A 16,437-nucleotide genomic window follows, 5' to 3' on the forward strand; every position below is an offset into this window, starting at 1 on the left:
GGGTTTTTGGGCGCGCGGTGCAGGTGTGGGACTTCGTCGATGCGGGCCGGTCTTTTTTGGGAGGGCGCGGTGCAGGAGTGGCGCTTCGTCGATGCGGGCCGGTTTTTTTGGGAGGGCGCGGTGCCGGTGTGGCGCTTCGTCGATATGGGGGAGGCTTTTTTTGGGTATGCGGTGTGAGGGGGTGGCGCTTGTCGATGAGGCGTGGGCTTTTTTGGGGCACGCGGTGCCGGTGTCGGGTGGGGTGTTCTGTTTGTCAGGCTGCTGGGGTGCAGGGGGAGAAGGCGGTGAGGGTTAGGTGGTGTTCGGCTAGGGCGATGGTCAGGGTGGCTTGGGGGGTGGTGGCGGTGAAGTAGTCGGGTTGTTGGGGGCGGGGGTCTACTTGCCAGCCGGGGAGGGTGGTGAGGGCGCGTTGCTTTGTGGCGGTGATGTCCGGGTCGGTGAGGGGGGTTTTCGTTGAGGCGTACCACTTTGCGCCTTGGGGGCCGCCGAGGTCGCAGGTGATCAGGGTGGTGTTGGGGGCGTTGGTGAGGGTGCCGGAGAAGGTGCGGGGGTCGGGGGGAACGTGTGCGGCGGTGGCGATGCGGGTGGCGGCTTCGGAAGTTTCAGCGAAACTTGGGTCCAGTGTGGACCATTGAACCGGGGTGAGGGCCGGGTGCATGGGGGCGGTGAGTTGGAGGGGCTGTTGGACGGTGCACCGGGCTTGTTCGGCGCGGATTTTGCCGTTGCGCAAGCCGAGGCGTATTCCGCCGGGGCCGATCAGGGCCAGGTCCCAGCCGTCGGCGGACTGGGGTTGCCAGCCGTGGGTGGTGGCGGTGTCGCGGAGGGCTTGGGCGGAGGTCGACACGGTCGCGTCGGCCCATGCGGCGACGGATTCGGTTGGGGCGGTGTCGAGGAGACTGCCGCAGGTTTTCGCTTCGAACGTCACCGTTGCTGTGTTGTCGACCGCGCTGATCAGGTCTTCGACTGTGTGGTCGAAGTCTGGTGGGATGGTTGCCGGGTTGGACTTGGCGCAGCTCGTGGTCAGGAGGAGCGCCAAGGCCAACACGGCGAACCTCACTGTTTGCGCTCCACTTTGTACTGGTGGGTTTCCACCGACTGGCCGCTGAAGAACACGCTCGCGCTGTCGCGGAAGTGGACAACCGACGGGTCGGTGCTCGTGTCGAGTTCCTTGGCGGCCTCGGTGTAGTTCCCGTTGATCGCGTGGTTGCCCGCCGCTGTTCCGGTCTGGTGGTCGAACTTCACGGTGGTTCGGTTGTCGCTGTTGGGGTTCTCGGCGGCGTCGAGGTGCGGGACGACGTCGCCGTTGTTCTCCAGGGACAGGACCTGCACCCGCTCGTCCACCGGGATCCCGCCGACCGGCGACCCGGCGGTGACCACGTGCGTCACGTTGTACCCGTCGGCGAGCAGCGGGTCGACGGAGCGAGCGGCGACGATGCCGCCCTGGCTGTGGCCGACCAGCATCAGCGGCGCGTCCTTGGGGACTCCCGCTTCGCGTAAGGCTTCCTGGATGCCCTTCTGCAGCACAGTCGGGTTCCCCGCGATCGCGTCGACGTTGGTGCCCATGTCGTTGGCGCTTCCACCGTCCCCACCAGGCAGGTTCCACACCCTGGTGCCGGGGATGTCGACGATGTAGGCGACCGAGCCGTCCGGCTGGACGACCTTGCGCACGTCGATGTTCGCGTCGGTGCCGTTGCGGTGGTCGAGCCCGTTGAACAGCTCACCGAGGTCGCTCGGCGGGTCGGTGGCGATCGAGTTCGGGTCGGTGCCGAGGTCGGACAGGACGGGCTCGCCGTCCGGGTAGGCGGCGGCGACCAGGTCGGTGAGGGTGGCGAGATCGGTCGGCAGGCCGAGGGCGCTGAGCGCGCCCGGGGTCATGCCGAGCACCTGGTCGATCATGCCGGGGTGCTCGACCAGCCACTTCTGCCAGTCGCCGTGGTAGTTCAGCATGATGTCGGCGGCGATGAGGGTGCCGCCCGCGACCGCCGCCTCCGGGACCGCGACCATGGCGGCGCCCTCCAGCCAGCGGCTCGCCTCCAGCGCCTTGGCGTTGAGGTCGTCGGCGAGGTGGTAGGCGGCGTTGGTGGCCTGGAACGTGATGCCGCGCAGGCCGATGGCGGCGGAGGTCGCGGTGAGCCCGGTCGGCCCGTCGAGTGCGCCGAGCATGTGCGTCTCGAAGTTCGCCGCACCGACCGGGTTGAGCACGGCGGACGCCAGCAGGTCCGGGTCGGCCAGGTACCTGTGGCTGGTCAGGGCGATGCCGAGGGTCTGGCCCGCGACGTCGTCGGTGAGGCCGCCCATGGCGGCGAGGTCCTCGTAGAACGCCTCGGTGCCGCCCGCGCCACCGCCGACGGTCAGGTTGGTCACCGGTGTGGTCACGACAGCGCCTCCGCCACGTAGGGGGTCACCCAGACCCCGAGGTCTTCCCGGTCGACGGGGGTCAGTTCCACCAGCCTGCGGCCCGCCCCGTCGGCGGCGGGCCGGATGCCGACCCAGCCCGCGTCGCTGTGCAGCCAGTGGACCTGGGCGCTGTGCACCGAGGTACCGACGACGGCGGTCACCAGGCAGCGCAGCACGCCGTCGGTGCGGCGCACGACGTCCAGCGCGAACTCGGCCTCCGCCTTGGGCAGCTTCAGCTCGGCCAAGACGTAGCCGGGGGCGTCGGGGTCGGCTTCGCGCAGCAGGTCGGCGACGCCGAGCTCGTGCAGCGCGGCCAGCGGGACGACCCCGTTGATCGGCTCGGCGTCGTCGGACGCGTCGAGCGCGGCACCGATGCCGCCTTCTTCGGCGGGGACCGCGCGGACCAGTTCGCGGCCGAGGGTGACGGCGGCGAACATGGACAGCTCGACGCCGCCGTCCGGTAGCAGGAACAGCGACGCGCCCAGTTCGCCCGCGACCGCGTGCAGGCTCCGCGAGCCGCGCGAGCCCGCGGTGGCGGTGGTGTCCAGGAAGATCCGCGGCGAGGTGATCACGCGGACGTTCGCGGCGACCGACGGGTGGATCTCGTCGTCGCGCAGCACGCCCTTCTCGGCGAGGTCACCGGCGGCGGCGACCTCGGCGTCGGGTTTCCAGTCCGGCGGCATGTCCGCGGCCAGCCTGCCGACCAGGTAGGCGTATTCGGCGGCGGTGAGCGTCAGCCGGTGCGGGGCGGGGGTGGTCACGCGACTCCTCGTGCCCGCATGAACTGGCCGACGTCCAGCCACTGCTTGTCCCCGGCGGGCGGCAGGTTGCCCGGCTGGTACTGCCAGCCCTCCCACGGCGGGCGGGGCGGCTGCGGGGCGGGGCCACCGAAGCCGAGGCCGTTGGCGACGGCGTGCGCCATGTCGCTGACGGCCTGGTTGAACCGGTCCACGGCCTGGTTGAACCGGTCGACGGCGCTGTGGAACCAGTTCACCACCGTGTCGGCGATGTGCTTGATGGCCGCGATCAGCTCGCGCACCTGCTGGGCGTGCTTGCGCAGCGCGGCGGCGGCCTCGTCCAGCCGGGTTGCCACCGTGTCCAACGCCTTGCGGTCATCGGCGACGGCCGCGCGGCAGCGGTCGGCCGCGATCGACTTCCAGCGCATGGCGGACGCCTGGCCGACCATGGTGGCGCCGTGCCTGCGGACCTCCTCGGCGCGTTGTTCGACCTGTCCGGCCAACCGGTCGAGTTCGTCGGGATCGCCGTACCACGACATTTGCACCCCTCAGCTCAGGGCCAACCCTTCGAGACCTTCTGACGTCACCCGTTCGTGTCCGGTTCCGTACTCACCGCAGCCAGTCCTGGAACCTCGTGCCGTCGAACTTCACCAGACCGTGGAACTCAGCCCGTTCGAGATCGACCGGGCCGCGGAACCGCACCCCGCTGAACCAGGCCTTCCCGCCGAACACCACGTCGTGGCCGTGCAGGATGCCGTCGCTGACCATGCCGGTGAACCAGGCGTCGCCGTGGATCCGGGCGCCCCAGATCGCGTTCGACGAGTGCAGCCGGGCGGCCCGCAGGGTGAGCGTGCCGATGGCGCGCTCGGAGAGGTCGAAGTACTCCAGGTCGGCGCCGGTCAGGTCCAGGTCGAACTGGTCGCCGGTGTGGTCGGCAGGCGGCAGCAGGTGCGCGATGAGCCGCTGGGCGGTCTTGCGGACCTGGGCCTCGCTCTCGTCCGCCGCATCCCCCGACCGGGTGTACGGGATGCGCAGGTACGAGCAGAACACGTCCAGCACCGTCTGGGTGTAGTACGGCCGGGCCTTGGCCAGGCCGTCGAGCACGTGCAGCGCGCCGATGCGGACCTGGTCGGCGTCGTTGCCGAGCAGTTCCACGGCTCGGGCGAACCGCTCGTCGGCCACCCGCTCGCGGTCGAACTCGGCCCGGTCGCTCTCCAGGTCGTGCCTGCGCCGCTCGATGTCCTGGCGGCGTTCCTCGACCCGGCGGCGCCGGTCGTTGAGCCACAGCGCGTAGAGCGCGACCACCGCGCCCCCGGCGAGACCACCGGTCTTGAGCGACTCGCCGCGGTTGGCGGCCGGGTCAGCCAGCAGCCACCCGGACACCGCGCCGAACAACCCGATCGAAACGAGCACCGCCGCGAACAGCCACCACCGTTCCCGGTGGGCGCCCCGCCCGAGCACCGAACCGGCCGCGACGGCCAGTCCCACGACCAGCACGACCAGTCCGGTGATCAGGAAAGCCAGGCTCACGGGCGGTGAACCTACCCTCAGCCGGTGGCCAGGGCCTTCAGCCGGTCGGTGGCCCCGTTGAAGTAATCCTGATCGATCGGTGACGACGAGTACTGCCAGAACGTCCAGTAGGCCCAGTCGTCGGGCAACGTTCCCACCGACGAGGCATACCGGGCGACCCACAGCGGGTTCGTGCCGGAGAACGAGGCGGTGCCGACGCACTGGGACCACCAACTGGTGCTGGTGTAGATCACCGCGTCGCGGCCGGTGCGCGACCGGTAGGTGGAGCCGAAGTCGCGGATCCAGGAGGCCATGGCGGACTGGGACTTGCCGTAGCAGGTCGCGCCGTACGGGTTGTACTCCAGATCGATCACGCCGGGCAGCGTCTTGCCGTCGCGGGACCAGCCGCCGCCGTTGCTCGCGAAGTAGTTCGCCTGGGCGGCGCCGGTGGACACGTCCGGCCGGGCGAAGTGGTACGCGCCGCGGATCATGCCGACGGTGAACGAACCGTTGTACTGCTGGGCGAAATACGGGTTTGTGTAGCCGGTGCCCTCGGTCGCCTTCACGTAGGCGAACCGCTTGCCCTGGTTCCACCAGGACGCCCAGTTGACGTTGCCCTGGTAGCTGGCGACATCGATCCCGGACACGGTCGCCGCCAAGGCGGTCGGGACGACCGCGGACCGCGGGGTGCCTTCGTGCAAACGGATCTGGGAACCCATCTCGTGATTCCCGTTCGGGTCCCGCACCGGGGTGGCCGCGGTGGCGGGCAGCGCGCCGACCAGCGCGGTCGCCGCCGCGAGCAGGGCCGCCAGGACAGGTCTGACGACGCGGACAGTGGACATGCTTGATCGCCCTTTCCGAGTGCCAACACAATGGCTGAAGCCAGGCGGTCGGGTACGCGCGGTAGCCGCCCGTGCGTCGATTGTGATCAGATCACCGTCCACTTGTCACGCTTAAGCGTGAAGGATTCACTAGAGCAGGGGTGGGCAGGGGTGACCGATCTCGGGGTGGTGGAAAAGTCACCCACGGTCCACTCCGAACGGACGCTTTCGGTAACCGGGCGGGCGCGCTATGTCAACTCGGGCCGGAGTAGGTCCCGAACGCGCATCCGGGCTGGCTACCTGGCGTTGAACAGGTGAGACTTTGCGTTGACCCGCGTGGTTTCTCGGGAAGGGAGAGCGGTGAGCGGACCGGACGCGTTCGCGCGCACCTGGGCAGCCGTGCTCACCGAGACCGGCTACGTCGCCATGGACCGCCGCGGCCTCGTCGACCTGGTGCGCGAGTACACCGAGGTGCTGCTGGCGGGCCTGCGCGCGGAGCGCTTCCAGGCCGAGCCGGTCGAGCGGATCGGCGCGGGTCTGGTCGGGCTGCGGCTGGCCGGTCCGGAGACGCTGCGGGCGTCGCTGCAGTTGATCGGGTCGGACCTGCTGCGCGTCACCGGCGCGGGTGAGCTGCGGGCGGAGTTGCTACCGGCCGTGCAGGGCGCGTTCGCCGCCGGGTTCGCCACCGCCATGCAGGAGAAGATCTTCCGCGACCAGGAGACGATCCGGCGGGCGGCGCTGGAGGCCCGCCGCGGCGCCGAGTCGGCCCTGCTGGCCAGCGAGGCCCGGTTCCGCGCCATGTTCAACCAGGCCGCGGTCGGCATCGCGATCGGCGACGCGGACGGCACCCTGGTCGAGATCAACACCGCGATGGCGGCGATGCTCGGCTACCGGGCGGACCAGTTGCGCGGTATGCACGTCAACGACCTGCGCTACCCGGACGAGCCGGTCGCCATGCGCCGCCCGTTCGACGACGTCGCCGCGGGCAGGCGGGACTACTACCGGATGGAGCGGCTGCTGCGCCGCTCGGACGGCAGCCCGCTGTGGACCGACGTGACCGTGTCGCTGATCCGCGCCGCCGACGGCACCCCGCAGTACCTGATCGGGATGCTGGAGGACATCACCGACCGGCACGTGCTGGAGGAGCGGCTGCGCCACCAGGCCAACCACGACCCGCTCACCGGCCTGGGCAACCGGGCGCTGTTCACCGAGCGGCTCAACGCCGCCTTCGGCCACGACGACGACACCAGGGTCGGCCTGTGCTACCTGGACCTGGACGGGTTCAAGGTCATCAACGACAGCCTCGGCCACGACATCGGCGACGACCTGCTGGTCGCGGTCGCGGGCAGGCTGGACGGGCTGCTCACCGCCCCCGGCCGGACGGTGGCCAGGATGGGCGGCGACGAGTTCGTGGTGCTGGTGGAGAACAGCTCCGGCCGGGCCGAGATGATCAACTTGGCCGAGCGGATCCTCGGCTGCCTGGCCGAGCCGTTCCCGATCGGCGGGCACCGGCTGTCCGTGTCCGCCAGCATCGGCCTGGTCGAACGGGCCGTGGTCGGCGCCACCCCGGCCGAGACCATGCGCGACGCCGACGTCACGCTGTACTGGGCCAAGGCCGACGGCAAGAACCGGTGGGCCGCCTACGACCCGGACCGCAACGCCCGCGAGGTCGCCCGCTTCACCCTCTCCGCGCGGATGCCCGCCGCCGTGGAGAGCGAGGAGTTCTACGTCGACTACCAGCCGATCGTCCGGCTCAGCGACAGCAAACTGATCGGCGTCGAAGCCCTGGTCCGCTGGGCGCACCCGGAGTTCGGGCGGCTCGGCCCCGACCAGTTCATCGGCCTCGCCGAGGAAACCGGCCTGATCGTCCCCCTCGGCCGCTGGGTGCTGCGCGAAGCCACCCGCCAAGCCCGCCGCTGGCACGACACGTACGGCGACCGCGCTCCGATGGTCAGCGTCAACCTCGCCGCCAGGCAAACCGAGGAACCCAACCTGGTCGCCGACATCACCACGATCATCAAGGCCGCCAACCTGCCCCCGTCGACCATCCAGTTGGAACTGACCGAAAGCGCCATCATGAACACCTCCGGCGGCCCGCTGCGCACCCTGCGCGACCTGGCCGACCTGGGCATCCGCATCGCCATCGACGACTTCGGCACCGGCTACTCCAACCTCGCCTACCTGCGCCACCTCCCGGTCCACGCGATCAAACTCGCGGGCTCCTTCATGGAAGGCCTCCGCGACTCGCCGTCAGCAGACCCGGCGGACGCGCAAATCGTCACCACCCTGGTCACCCTGTCCCACGCCCTCGGCCACGTCGTCATCGCCGAAGGCGTCGAAGACCCCGAACAAGCCGACCGCCTCCGCGAGTTCGGCTGCGACAACGCCCAGGGCTGGCTCTTCGCCAAACCCGGCCGCCCCGAAGAAATCGAACGCTGGCTGGACAAGTAGCCCGCTCACTCTGCGTCTACAAACGTGGCCGAAAGACCCGGCGCCCCACCCGCCCCGCTCGGCGGTGGCCCCGCGAGGCCACACCACTGTGACCAACGCCTTCCGGCCTTCATAAACAGAATTACCGGCGTGAATGCACAGTCCTGAGGGATTCAGAACGCACAGACAGGCCAATCACAACCAGGCGCGAAACTTTGACTGTCGAGCCACTTGGCCGCTGTCAAACTCAGCGCGATCAGCGCCCGCGCCTGTCCGAATGTCCAGCGCTTGAGGCAACCACCAAAATCTCCACCAGCGCCGTTTTCGAGGTGAACAAAGAGGCGCAGAGGCTCGGTTGCGGCCCCCGATGTCGACGCAGATCGGCTGGTAGAAGCAATGGTCAGCAAGAAAGGCGTGGTCGGGAGCGCTACCTGGCCGATTGCTGCGATAGCCACGACACATACTCCCGACGTTATGGCGAGAGCTTATGACGTTCCAATAAACACCGCTCGCCGGCATGGCACGAACCAGGTATTCAACGCACCCGTGACACGCGACCGACAAATACTGGACACAGTAAGCACGGCCGATCTACAAGGTCTCCGTTCACCAATTGGCCACACAAAACTCATCGACATCGTTTTACAACGGGCGAGCGGATAGCGGACACTCTGTTGCCGAGATCGCAACATCGGCTAGTCTTGGTTGCGTCACGGCGGCAAGTTGTGACTCGCTGTCACCGATACCTCGGACGCCACGCGGACGACGGTCGTCGGGGATGAAGAAGGCCGGGGCATCGGCTGCAACCGACACCCCGGCCAGATCAGGACCCTGTGCTCACGTCCTCACAGCCGCGAGAGCAGGTACCGGCAAAACCAGGCGAGCAGCCCGGCCATCAACGTGGTGGCTGGGCTGTCCCCGGTCCAGCAGAGGACCAGGGCGGCCAACTCGAGCCACGTCAACAGCCCGCGAGGCGTCTCGGCGTCGTCGTCCGGCGGGTCCTGGTGGTCGCGATCGATCACGTCGTCTCCATGTCACGCTCCGTTCCAGGTGAGCTGGCCGGTCAGGAGTCGCCCTCGTGGGGAGCCTGGCCGACCCGGCTGCCGGTCGGTGGTACGACTGGCACCCGGGGACGGAGCGGGACTGGTCGTGCGTGGTCTCCCGCGTCGGGACCCAGCGTAGAGCAGGAGACGATCAAGTTCGCGGACGCCATCGGGCGCGTGATCGCTACCGCCGCGTACGGTGATCTCTGTCCGGATCGGGTGATGATCGCAGTTCGGACGCGTCTGTCCGGGCTCGGGGAACGGCCCAGTTCACGGCGAGCGGTTCGGTGACCCGACCCGGTTCCGAGTGGGAGCGGCTGTCACGGACAGCAGTTGAGTTCAGTTTCGACACACCGCCCAACCTGGGGCGATAGCGGGCGGTCCCGGGTGGGTGTCCACCCGGGACCGCCCGAAGAAAGGCTCAGCCGAACAGGGCCGGGAGGGTGCCTTCCCAGGCCTCGCGCAGTTCGGACAGCGGCAGCTCGCCGACGCCCTGGATTTCCAGGGAGTGGGAGTCGGGGTCGACGACGCCGGTGCGGCGGGTGGGGAGGCCGCGGGCGGTGCACATCTCGGTGAAGCGGAGTTCTTCGGAGCGGGGGACGGCGACGAGGACGCGGCCGGCGGACTCGCTGAAGAGTTGGACGAAGGGGTCCTGGTCGGGGTCGAGGAAGACGCGGGCGCCGACCTCGCCGATGAGGCAGGTTTCGACCAGGGTCTGGGCGAGGCCGCCGTCGGACAGGTCGTGGGCGGCGGAGATCATGCCGTCGCGGGAGCCCGCGACCAGGACCTCGGCGAGCAGCTTCTCCCTGGCCAGGTCGACCTTGGGCGGGAGGCCGCCGAGGTGGCCGTGGGCGACGTGCGCCCACTCGGAGCCGCCGAACTCATCGCGGGTGTCGCCGAGCAGCAGCAGGGTTTCGCCCGCTTCGGCGCCGATGCCGGTGGGGATGCGGCGGCGGACGTCGTCGATGACGCCGAGGACGCCGACGACCGGGGTCGGGTGGATGGCGGTGGTGCCGGTCTGGTTGTAGAAACTGACGTTGCCGCCGGTGACCGGGATGCCGAGTTCCTTGCAGCCCTCGGCTAGCCCGCGCACGGCCTGCTCGAACTGCCACATGACACCAGGGTCTTCGGGGGAGCCGAAGTTGAGGCAGTTGGTGACGGCGAGCGGGGTCGCGCCGGTGACGGCGACGTTGCGGTACGCCTCGGCCAACGCGAGCTGGGTGCCGGTGTAGGGGTCGAGCTTGACGAACCGGCTGTTGCAGTCGGTGGCCAGCGCGACGCCGCGACCGGTTTCCTCGTCGACGCGGATCATGCCGGAGTCGGCGGGCTGGGCGAGGACGGTGCCGCCGCGCACGTAGCGGTCGTACTGCTCGGTGACCCAGCGGCGGGACGCCAGGTTCGGGCTGGCGGCCATGCGCAAGATCTCGGCGCGCAGCTCGTCCGGTGTGGATGGTCGCGCCAAACCATCAGACCCGTTGGCCTGCAACGAGTCCTGGTAGTCGGGACGCTCGATGGGCCGTTCGTACATCGGGCCCTCGTGCGCGACGGTGCGCGGCGGGACGTCCACAACGGTCTCACCGTGCCAGGTGATCACGAGCCGGTCGCCGTCGGTCACCTCGCCGATCTCGGTGGCGATGACGTCCCACTTGGCGCACACCCGCAAGAAGGCGTCCACATCGGACGGTTTGACCACCGCGCACATCCGCTCCTGCGACTCGCTGGAGAGGACTTCGGCGGGGGTCATCCCGGTGGCGCGCAACGGAACCCGGTCGAGCTCGACCCGCATGCCGCCGTCGCCCGCGCTGGCCAGCTCACTGGTCGCGCAGGAAAGTCCCGCGCCGCCGAGGTCCTGGATGCCGACGACGATGCCCTGGGCGAACAGCTCAAGGCAGCACTCGATCAGGACCTTCTCGGTGAACGGGTCGCCCACCTGGACCGCGGGCAGCTTCTTGCGGGCCGAAGACCTGCCTGCAGGGTCGAGCGTTGATCCGGTTCCGCCTTCGTCGCCGGAGAAGGTCTCGCTGGCCAACACGGACACGCCGCCGATACCGTCGAGACCGGTGCGAGCGCCGAACAGGATCACCTTGTTGCCGGTGCCGGACGCGTGCGCCAGGTGCAGGTCCTCGACGCGCATCGCGCCCACGCACAGCGCGTTGACCAGCGGGTTGCCCTGGTAGGACGAGTCGAACACGACCTCACCGCCGATGTTGGGCAGGCCGAGGCAGTTGCCGTAGCCACCGACGCCCGCGACGATGCCGGGCAGCACGCGCTTGGTGTCGGGGTGGTGCGGGTCGCCGAAGCGCAGCGGGTCCATCACCGCGAGCGGGCGGGCGCCCATCGCCATGATGTCCCGGACGATGCCGCCGACGCCGGTCGCCGCGCCCTGGTACGGCTCCACATAGGACGGGTGGTTGTGCGACTCCAGCTTGAAGGTGACCGCCCAGCCGTCGCCGATGTCGACCACACCGGCGTTCTCGCCGATGCCCGCCAGCATCTTCGCCTTCATCTCCGGCGTCGTGTTGGCCGACCAGTGCTTCCAGTGCACTTTGGACGACTTGTACGAGCAGTGCTCGCTCCACATCACCGAGTACATGGCCAACTCGGCGTCGGTGGGGCGGCGGCCGAGGATCTCCCGGATGCGGGCGTACTCGTCGTCCTTGAGACCGAGTTCGCGGAACGGCTGCTCGTGCTCGGGCGTCGCCTTGGCGTTGTCAACGGTGTCGATCACGCGGCCACCACCGAGTCGAGGACGGACAGGAACATGCCGAGGCCGTCGTCGGACGGGCCGGTGAGCGCGCCGATGGCGTGCTCGGGGTGCGGCATCAGGCCGACGATCCGACCGGTCGGGTCGCTGATGCCCGCGATGTCGCCGAGTGAGCCGTTCGGGTTGCCGCCGGTGTAGCGGAACACCACCCTGCCCTCGCCCTCCAACTCGTCCACAGTGGACTTGGTCGCGGCGTAGCGGCCGTCCATGTTCTTGATCGGGACGATGATCTCCGCACCCGCGTCGTACCGGGAGGTCCAGGCGGTGGTGTTGTTCTCCACCTTGAGCCACTGGTCGCGGCAGACGAAGTGCAGGCCCGCGTTGCGCAGCAGGGCGCCGGGCAGCAGACCGGCCTCGCACAGCACCTGGAACCCGTTGCAGATCCCCAGCACCGGCATACCACCGCGGGCGGCGGCGATGATCTCGTCCATCACCGGCGCGAACCGGGCGATGGCGCCGGCGCGCAGGTAGTCGCCGTAGGAGAACCCGCCGGGCAGGATGACGGCGTCCACCCCGCGCAGGTCCGCGTCGCCGTGCCAGAGGGCGACCGCCTCGGCACCGGATGCCTTGATCGCCCGGAGGGTGTCGCTGTCGTCCAGCGTCCCCGGGAAGGTGACCGCGCCGATCCTCACGCCTGCACCCGCCGCACCACGAACTCCTCGACGACCGGATTCGCCAGGAACCCCTCGGCGATCCGGTGCAACGTCTCGTCGTCGACGGCGTCGTCGACCTCCAACACGAAGTGCTTCCCCTGGCGGACATCGGACACCCCGTCGAACCCGAGCCGGGGCAGCGCGCGGGCCACCGCCTGCCCCTGCGGGTCCAGGATCTCCGGCTTGGGCATGACATCGACGACAACTCGGGCCACGGTGGGCTACTCCTCGAGTTCGAGCGGCCAATACCCCGGAAGCGTACCTGACCTGGGAGTTCGCCCTCCGCCCCCCGGTGACCCGCACCACCCGCCCACCGTCACCCGATCGCGTGAAGTGCAAGAATGGGCCTTGGCGGACCGCGCGGGACCGGCTAGTCTTCGTCTTGTAGCTCTGGCCCGTAAGCCAGGGAAGTGAGCCCGGTTCCCGTCCGGACGGTCGGCAGCCGGGCTTCGCGCTGTCTAGCGCACATCGCGCAGGTCAATCACCTTGGTCAACAGCGGACCGATGCGGCGTTGCCAGTCGGCCCCCGCGCCGTAGCACCACGCGACCGCGTCAGCGATCCACAGCAGCGGCTCCGCCGTGCTGTCGAAGTGCTCGTAGACCAGCACGGTGTCGGTGGGGCGCTCACCGAGTGCCTTCCTGATGGTTAGCCGGTCGTGGTCGTCGCGATCTTGACGACTGTCGAGCACCAGGCGCCCGGTCTGCACGTCGAGCAAGTCGTGGATCAGTCGGACCAGGCACCGACTGCGCGCTCGTGCCTCCCCTTGAGCGCACGAGGCCACATACACGCTCGTCGAAGCGCCACCTCCGACGAGCCTGGCGATGATCTCCCTGCGGCGGGCGGGAGTCTCCTTCTTGAAGTGGAGTTCGCGCTGACCCGGCTTCCGCAGCCCGGACAGCAGTTTGCGCAGTGGCCGCAAGTATCGCGGGTCAACGACAGCAGCGGCGATCAGGTACTGATCACCGCGCCGAGATTCATCAACAAAGGCATGCAACGTCACCTTGGCTAGATCGGCTGCGGGCAACCCCGACTGAATCACTCGAACAGGTGTTCAATATCGCCAGGTCATGGGGCGAAAACGCTGGAACGGCGGGGAGTTTCGGGGCAGGCTGGGAGTATGCGAATCCTGGTGCTGGGTGGTACGCGGTTCCTCGGGCACGCCGTGGCGGCGGAGGGGGTGCGGCGGGGGCATGAAGTGGTGTGCGCGGCTCGCGGGTCAAGTGGTGTACCGGAGGGGGCTCGGTTGGTGAAGGTCGACCGGGACCTGGAGGACGGGTTGGCGCCGCTGCGGGGGGAGCGGTTTGACGCCGTCGTGGATGTGGCGACGATTTCCTACGAGTGGGTTCAGCGGGCGCTGGCGGAGTTCGGGGCGACCGCGAAGCACTGGACGTTCGTGTCGTCGATCAGTGTCTACGCGGATCCGGGTGCGGAGCCGACCGGGATCGGTGACCCGGTGTTGGAGCCACGGGCGGTGCACGGGACGCGGGAGGGGATGGCGAGCGATCCGAACCTGTACGGGGCGGTGAAGGTCGCCGGCGAACGGGCGGTGTTGGACGCGGCCGGGGACAGGGCGTTCATCGTGCGGGCGGGGTTGATCACGGGGCCGGGGGACGAGTTCGACCGGTTCGGCTACTGGGTGCAGCGGCTGGCGAGGGGCGGCCGGGTGGTGGTGCCGGACGTGGACCACCAGAGCCAGTTCGTGGACGTGCGGGACCTGGCGAACTGGATCGTGGACGCGGGGGAACGCGGGACGACCGGGGTGTACGACGGCATCGGGCCGGTGGTGCCGCTGCTCGACCTGCTCGCGGACATCGCCGAGGTACTGGGGTCCGAGGTGGAGTTCGTGCGGGTCAGCGAGGCGGACCTGCGGGCGAACGGGGTGGCGCCGTGGATGGGGCCGAGGTCGCTGCCGTTCTGGCTGCCGACCGGTTACCACAAGATGTCGGCGCGGGACGCCGGTCCGGCGTTGGCGGCCGGGTTGACGCCGATGCCGCTGGCAGACGCGGTGGCGGGCGCACTGGCGCACGAGCGGTCACTGGATCCGAACCGGGTGCGCAAGGCGGGGCTGACCCCGGACGAGGAGACGGAAATCTTGCAGCGGGTCGGATGAATTAGTGGCTCGACCCGGAACATCGGTCGCGTATCGGCGTTCCCGGCAAGGCGCCGGAACGGCCTCACACTGGACCTTGGCCGTTTCGGCAACGCAGCCAGGGGCGCCGTAGGCAGGTCGAGACGTGGTCAAGGTTCCGAGTCGAGTCGATGGATCCCAGAGGGTTGGCCGGGTATTCACGGCGTTCCTGGCAACGCGCCGGGGAACGCCTCTCGTGCTGGACGGGCGATTCGGCAACGCGGGCAGGAGCGTCGTGGGCAGGTCGAGACATGACCAACGTTCCGGGTCGAGCCACTGACTCAGGACCGGGCATCGCGGGCACCGCTATGTGATCGTGCTCAGGGCGGTGCACTCGCGGTAGGTGGTCGGGGTCGCGGAGTTGTCCAGGGCGGTGTCGATGGCGTCGAGGAAGGCGGCGCGGGGGGCGGGGCGGTCGAGGTCGGTGGCGTCGATGGCCAAGCGGAGCAGGCCGCCGCGGCGGGTGACTCGGGTGGCGGCCAGGACGAGGGCGAAGCAGCGCCAGGTCTCCACCCGTTCGTGGCTGCTCAGGGTCTGCACCCTGGCCCGCAACTGGGTGTCGGTCCGCAGGTCGCGGACGCAGGCGAGGTCGGCGCAGAAGGCGAAGTCCTTGCGGCGCAACGCGATCAGTGTCCCGCGCGAAGCCTGCCAGCGCGGCGGGGCGAATCCGGTTGTGTGCAGGCCCGCGCGTTCCATCGCGGCCATCGCCGCGGTGAGGCGCAGCCCGGCCTCGTGCGCGGGAAGCGCGGCGAACTCGGGGCGGCGTAGGGACATGCTGCGGCCGCGGGGTTCGCGGGTGTGGTCGAAGCCGTGCAGGAGCACGTCGTCGCCCAGTGCGCGGCGGGAGCGGACCCAGTCGACCGCCGCCCCCGCCAGTCGGGGGGCCACCAACAGGGACAGTGGCACCGCGCGTCTGCCCAGGTGCTCGGCGAGTTCGGCGCAGCGGTGCAGGGTCCGGGCGTCGATCCCGGACAGCGAGACCACCAGTCGAGCCGTCACCGCACCAGCACAGCGCCACCGGGTGACTACCAGGTGTCGCCGGTGGTGACTCAGCCGATCCAGTCGGCGAACTTCCGGCCGGTGACCTGCTCGTATGCCTGGATGTACCGGGCTCGGGTGGCGGCGACGACCTCGGCGGGCAGCGGCGGGGGCGGGGTGTTGCCCGCCCGGTCCCAGCCGGATTCGGGCGAGGTCAGCCAGTCGCGGACGAACTGCTTGTCGTACGACAGTTGGGCCTTGCCCGGCGCGTAGGTCTCCACCGGCCAGTACCGGGAGGAGTCCGGGGTGAGGACCTCGTCGCCGAGGACGACGCGGCCGTTGAGCAGGCCGAACTCGAACTTCGTGTCGGCGAGGATGATGCCGTGCCGCCGGGCGTGGTCGGCGGCCTTCGCGTAGACGGTGATGGTGAGGTCGCGCACCTCGGTGGCGAGTTCGACCCCGATGACCTCGGCGACCTCGGCGAAGGTGACGTTCTCGTCGTGCTCGCCGATCGGCGCCTTGGTGGCCGGGGTGTAGATCGGCTCGGGCAGCTCGGAGCCCTCGACCAGGCCGGGGGGCAGTTCGATGCCGCACACCGCGCCGGTCCGCTCGTAGTCCCGGGTGCCCGACCCGGCGAGGTAGCCGCGGGCGACCGCCTCCACGGCGAGCATGTCCAGCCTGCGCACGAGGAGGGCGCGGCCACGGACCTCGGCCGGGATGCGCGGGTCGTCCCAGGCGACCAGGTGGTTGGGGACGATGTCGGCGAGCAGCTCGAACCAGAACACGCTCATCGCGGTGAGGACGCGGCCCTTGTCCGGGATCGGGGAGTCCAGCACGAAGTCGTACGCGGAGATCCGGTCCGAGGCGACCAGCAGCAGGTGCTCGTCGTCGACGGCGTGCAGTTCACGGACCTTGCCTGCGGCGATCTTCGGGTAATCCTCGAGGGTGGACACGTTTGTGCAGCCTACGGTCCGTT

The 16,437-nt window shown here is 69.5% G+C and carries 17 protein-coding genes; 3 read left to right on the forward strand and 14 right to left on the reverse strand.

Going from position 1 to position 16,437, the window contains the following annotated elements:
* Positions 1–253 precede the first annotated feature (253 nt).
* The 6 genes from H504_RS0114900 to H504_RS0114925 form a co-directional block, all read right to left on the reverse strand.
* On the reverse strand, positions 254–1,057 hold the full coding sequence (locus H504_RS0114900) for a hypothetical protein (RefSeq protein ID WP_026423404.1): 804 nt from the start codon (positions 1,055–1,057) through the stop codon (positions 254–256).
* On the reverse strand, positions 1,054–2,376 hold the full coding sequence (locus H504_RS0114905) for an alpha/beta hydrolase family protein (RefSeq protein ID WP_051385893.1): 1,323 nt from the start codon (positions 2,374–2,376) through the stop codon (positions 1,054–1,056). Before H504_RS0114905 ends, H504_RS0114900 begins: the two co-directional genes overlap by 4 nt.
* The gene (locus H504_RS0114910) at positions 2,373–3,158 is read right to left on the reverse strand and encodes an ESX secretion-associated protein EspG (RefSeq protein ID WP_026423406.1); all 786 of its coding nucleotides are present in this window, start codon (positions 3,156–3,158) and stop codon (positions 2,373–2,375) included. Before H504_RS0114910 ends, H504_RS0114905 begins: the two co-directional genes overlap by 4 nt.
* Positions 3,155–3,673: a WXG100 family type VII secretion target gene (locus H504_RS0114915; protein ID WP_026423407.1), complete on the reverse strand. Its 519-nt coding sequence runs from the start codon at positions 3,671–3,673 to the stop codon at positions 3,155–3,157. The genes H504_RS0114910 and H504_RS0114915 overlap by 4 nt, the downstream gene beginning before the upstream one ends.
* A gap of 70 nt (positions 3,674–3,743) precedes the next feature.
* Positions 3,744–4,664: a pentapeptide repeat-containing protein gene (locus H504_RS35265; RefSeq protein ID WP_051385894.1), complete on the reverse strand. Its 921-nt coding sequence runs from the start codon at positions 4,662–4,664 to the stop codon at positions 3,744–3,746.
* Positions 4,665–4,681: 17 nt separating this feature from the next.
* Positions 4,682–5,485: a lysozyme gene (locus H504_RS0114925; protein ID WP_026423408.1), complete on the reverse strand. Its 804-nt coding sequence runs from the start codon at positions 5,483–5,485 to the stop codon at positions 4,682–4,684.
* 339 nt (positions 5,486–5,824) lie between these two features.
* Between H504_RS0114925 and H504_RS0114930 the strand changes: the two genes are divergently transcribed.
* Positions 5,825–7,915 carry a putative bifunctional diguanylate cyclase/phosphodiesterase gene (locus H504_RS0114930; protein ID WP_245614259.1) on the forward strand — a complete coding sequence of 697 codons (2,091 nt, stop codon included), beginning with the start codon at positions 5,825–5,827 and terminating at the stop codon, positions 7,913–7,915.
* 152 nt (positions 7,916–8,067) lie between these two features.
* Here H504_RS0114930 and H504_RS41310 read toward each other — a convergent pair whose 3' ends face one another.
* The 6 genes from H504_RS41310 to H504_RS43120 form a co-directional block, all read right to left on the reverse strand.
* The gene (locus H504_RS41310; protein ID WP_157440425.1) at positions 8,068–8,349 is read right to left on the reverse strand and encodes a hypothetical protein; all 282 of its coding nucleotides are present in this window, start codon (positions 8,347–8,349) and stop codon (positions 8,068–8,070) included.
* A gap of 390 nt (positions 8,350–8,739) precedes the next feature.
* A complete protein-coding gene (locus tag H504_RS41315) occupies positions 8,740–8,916 on the reverse strand; it encodes a hypothetical protein (protein WP_157440426.1) in 177 nt (58 codons plus the stop codon).
* A 442-nt stretch (positions 8,917–9,358) separates the two neighbouring features.
* A complete protein-coding gene (purL, locus tag H504_RS0114940) occupies positions 9,359–11,665 on the reverse strand; it encodes a phosphoribosylformylglycinamidine synthase subunit PurL (RefSeq protein WP_026423410.1) in 2,307 nt (768 codons plus the stop codon).
* Positions 11,662–12,333, reverse strand: a complete 672-nt coding sequence (purQ, locus tag H504_RS0114945) for a phosphoribosylformylglycinamidine synthase subunit PurQ (RefSeq protein ID WP_026423411.1) — start codon at positions 12,331–12,333, stop codon at positions 11,662–11,664. The genes purL and purQ overlap by 4 nt, the downstream gene beginning before the upstream one ends.
* Positions 12,330–12,569, reverse strand: coding sequence for a phosphoribosylformylglycinamidine synthase subunit PurS (gene purS, locus H504_RS0114950; RefSeq protein ID WP_026423412.1), 240 nt, complete (start codon positions 12,567–12,569; stop codon positions 12,330–12,332). The genes purQ and purS overlap by 4 nt, the downstream gene beginning before the upstream one ends.
* 243 nt (positions 12,570–12,812) lie before the next feature.
* Positions 12,813–13,070: a hypothetical protein gene (locus H504_RS43120; RefSeq protein ID WP_245614260.1), complete on the reverse strand. Its 258-nt coding sequence runs from the start codon at positions 13,068–13,070 to the stop codon at positions 12,813–12,815.
* Positions 13,071–13,214: 144 nt separating this feature from the next.
* Here H504_RS43120 and H504_RS43125 point away from each other — a divergent pair, with 144 nt between their 5' ends.
* Positions 13,215–13,364 carry a hypothetical protein gene (locus H504_RS43125; RefSeq protein ID WP_245614261.1) on the forward strand — a complete coding sequence of 50 codons (150 nt, stop codon included), beginning with the start codon at positions 13,215–13,217 and terminating at the stop codon, positions 13,362–13,364.
* A gap of 108 nt (positions 13,365–13,472) precedes the next feature.
* Positions 13,473–14,465, forward strand: a complete 993-nt coding sequence (locus H504_RS0114960; protein WP_026423414.1) for an NAD-dependent epimerase/dehydratase family protein — start codon at positions 13,473–13,475, stop codon at positions 14,463–14,465.
* A 324-nt stretch (positions 14,466–14,789) separates the two neighbouring features.
* Here the strand turns inward: H504_RS0114960 and H504_RS0114965 are convergent, their stop codons facing one another.
* Positions 14,790–15,482 carry a DUF2334 domain-containing protein gene (locus H504_RS0114965; protein ID WP_157440427.1) on the reverse strand — a complete coding sequence of 231 codons (693 nt, stop codon included), beginning with the start codon at positions 15,480–15,482 and terminating at the stop codon, positions 14,790–14,792.
* Positions 15,483–15,532: 50 nt separating this feature from the next.
* Entirely contained in the window at positions 15,533–16,414 is an 882-nt protein-coding gene (locus H504_RS0114970; protein ID WP_026423416.1) for a phosphoribosylaminoimidazolesuccinocarboxamide synthase, read from the reverse strand.
* Positions 16,415–16,437: the final 23 nt, after the last annotated feature.

The organism is Actinokineospora inagensis DSM 44258, assembly GCF_000482865.1.
Lineage (GTDB): Bacteria > Actinomycetota > Actinomycetes > Mycobacteriales > Pseudonocardiaceae > Actinokineospora > Actinokineospora inagensis.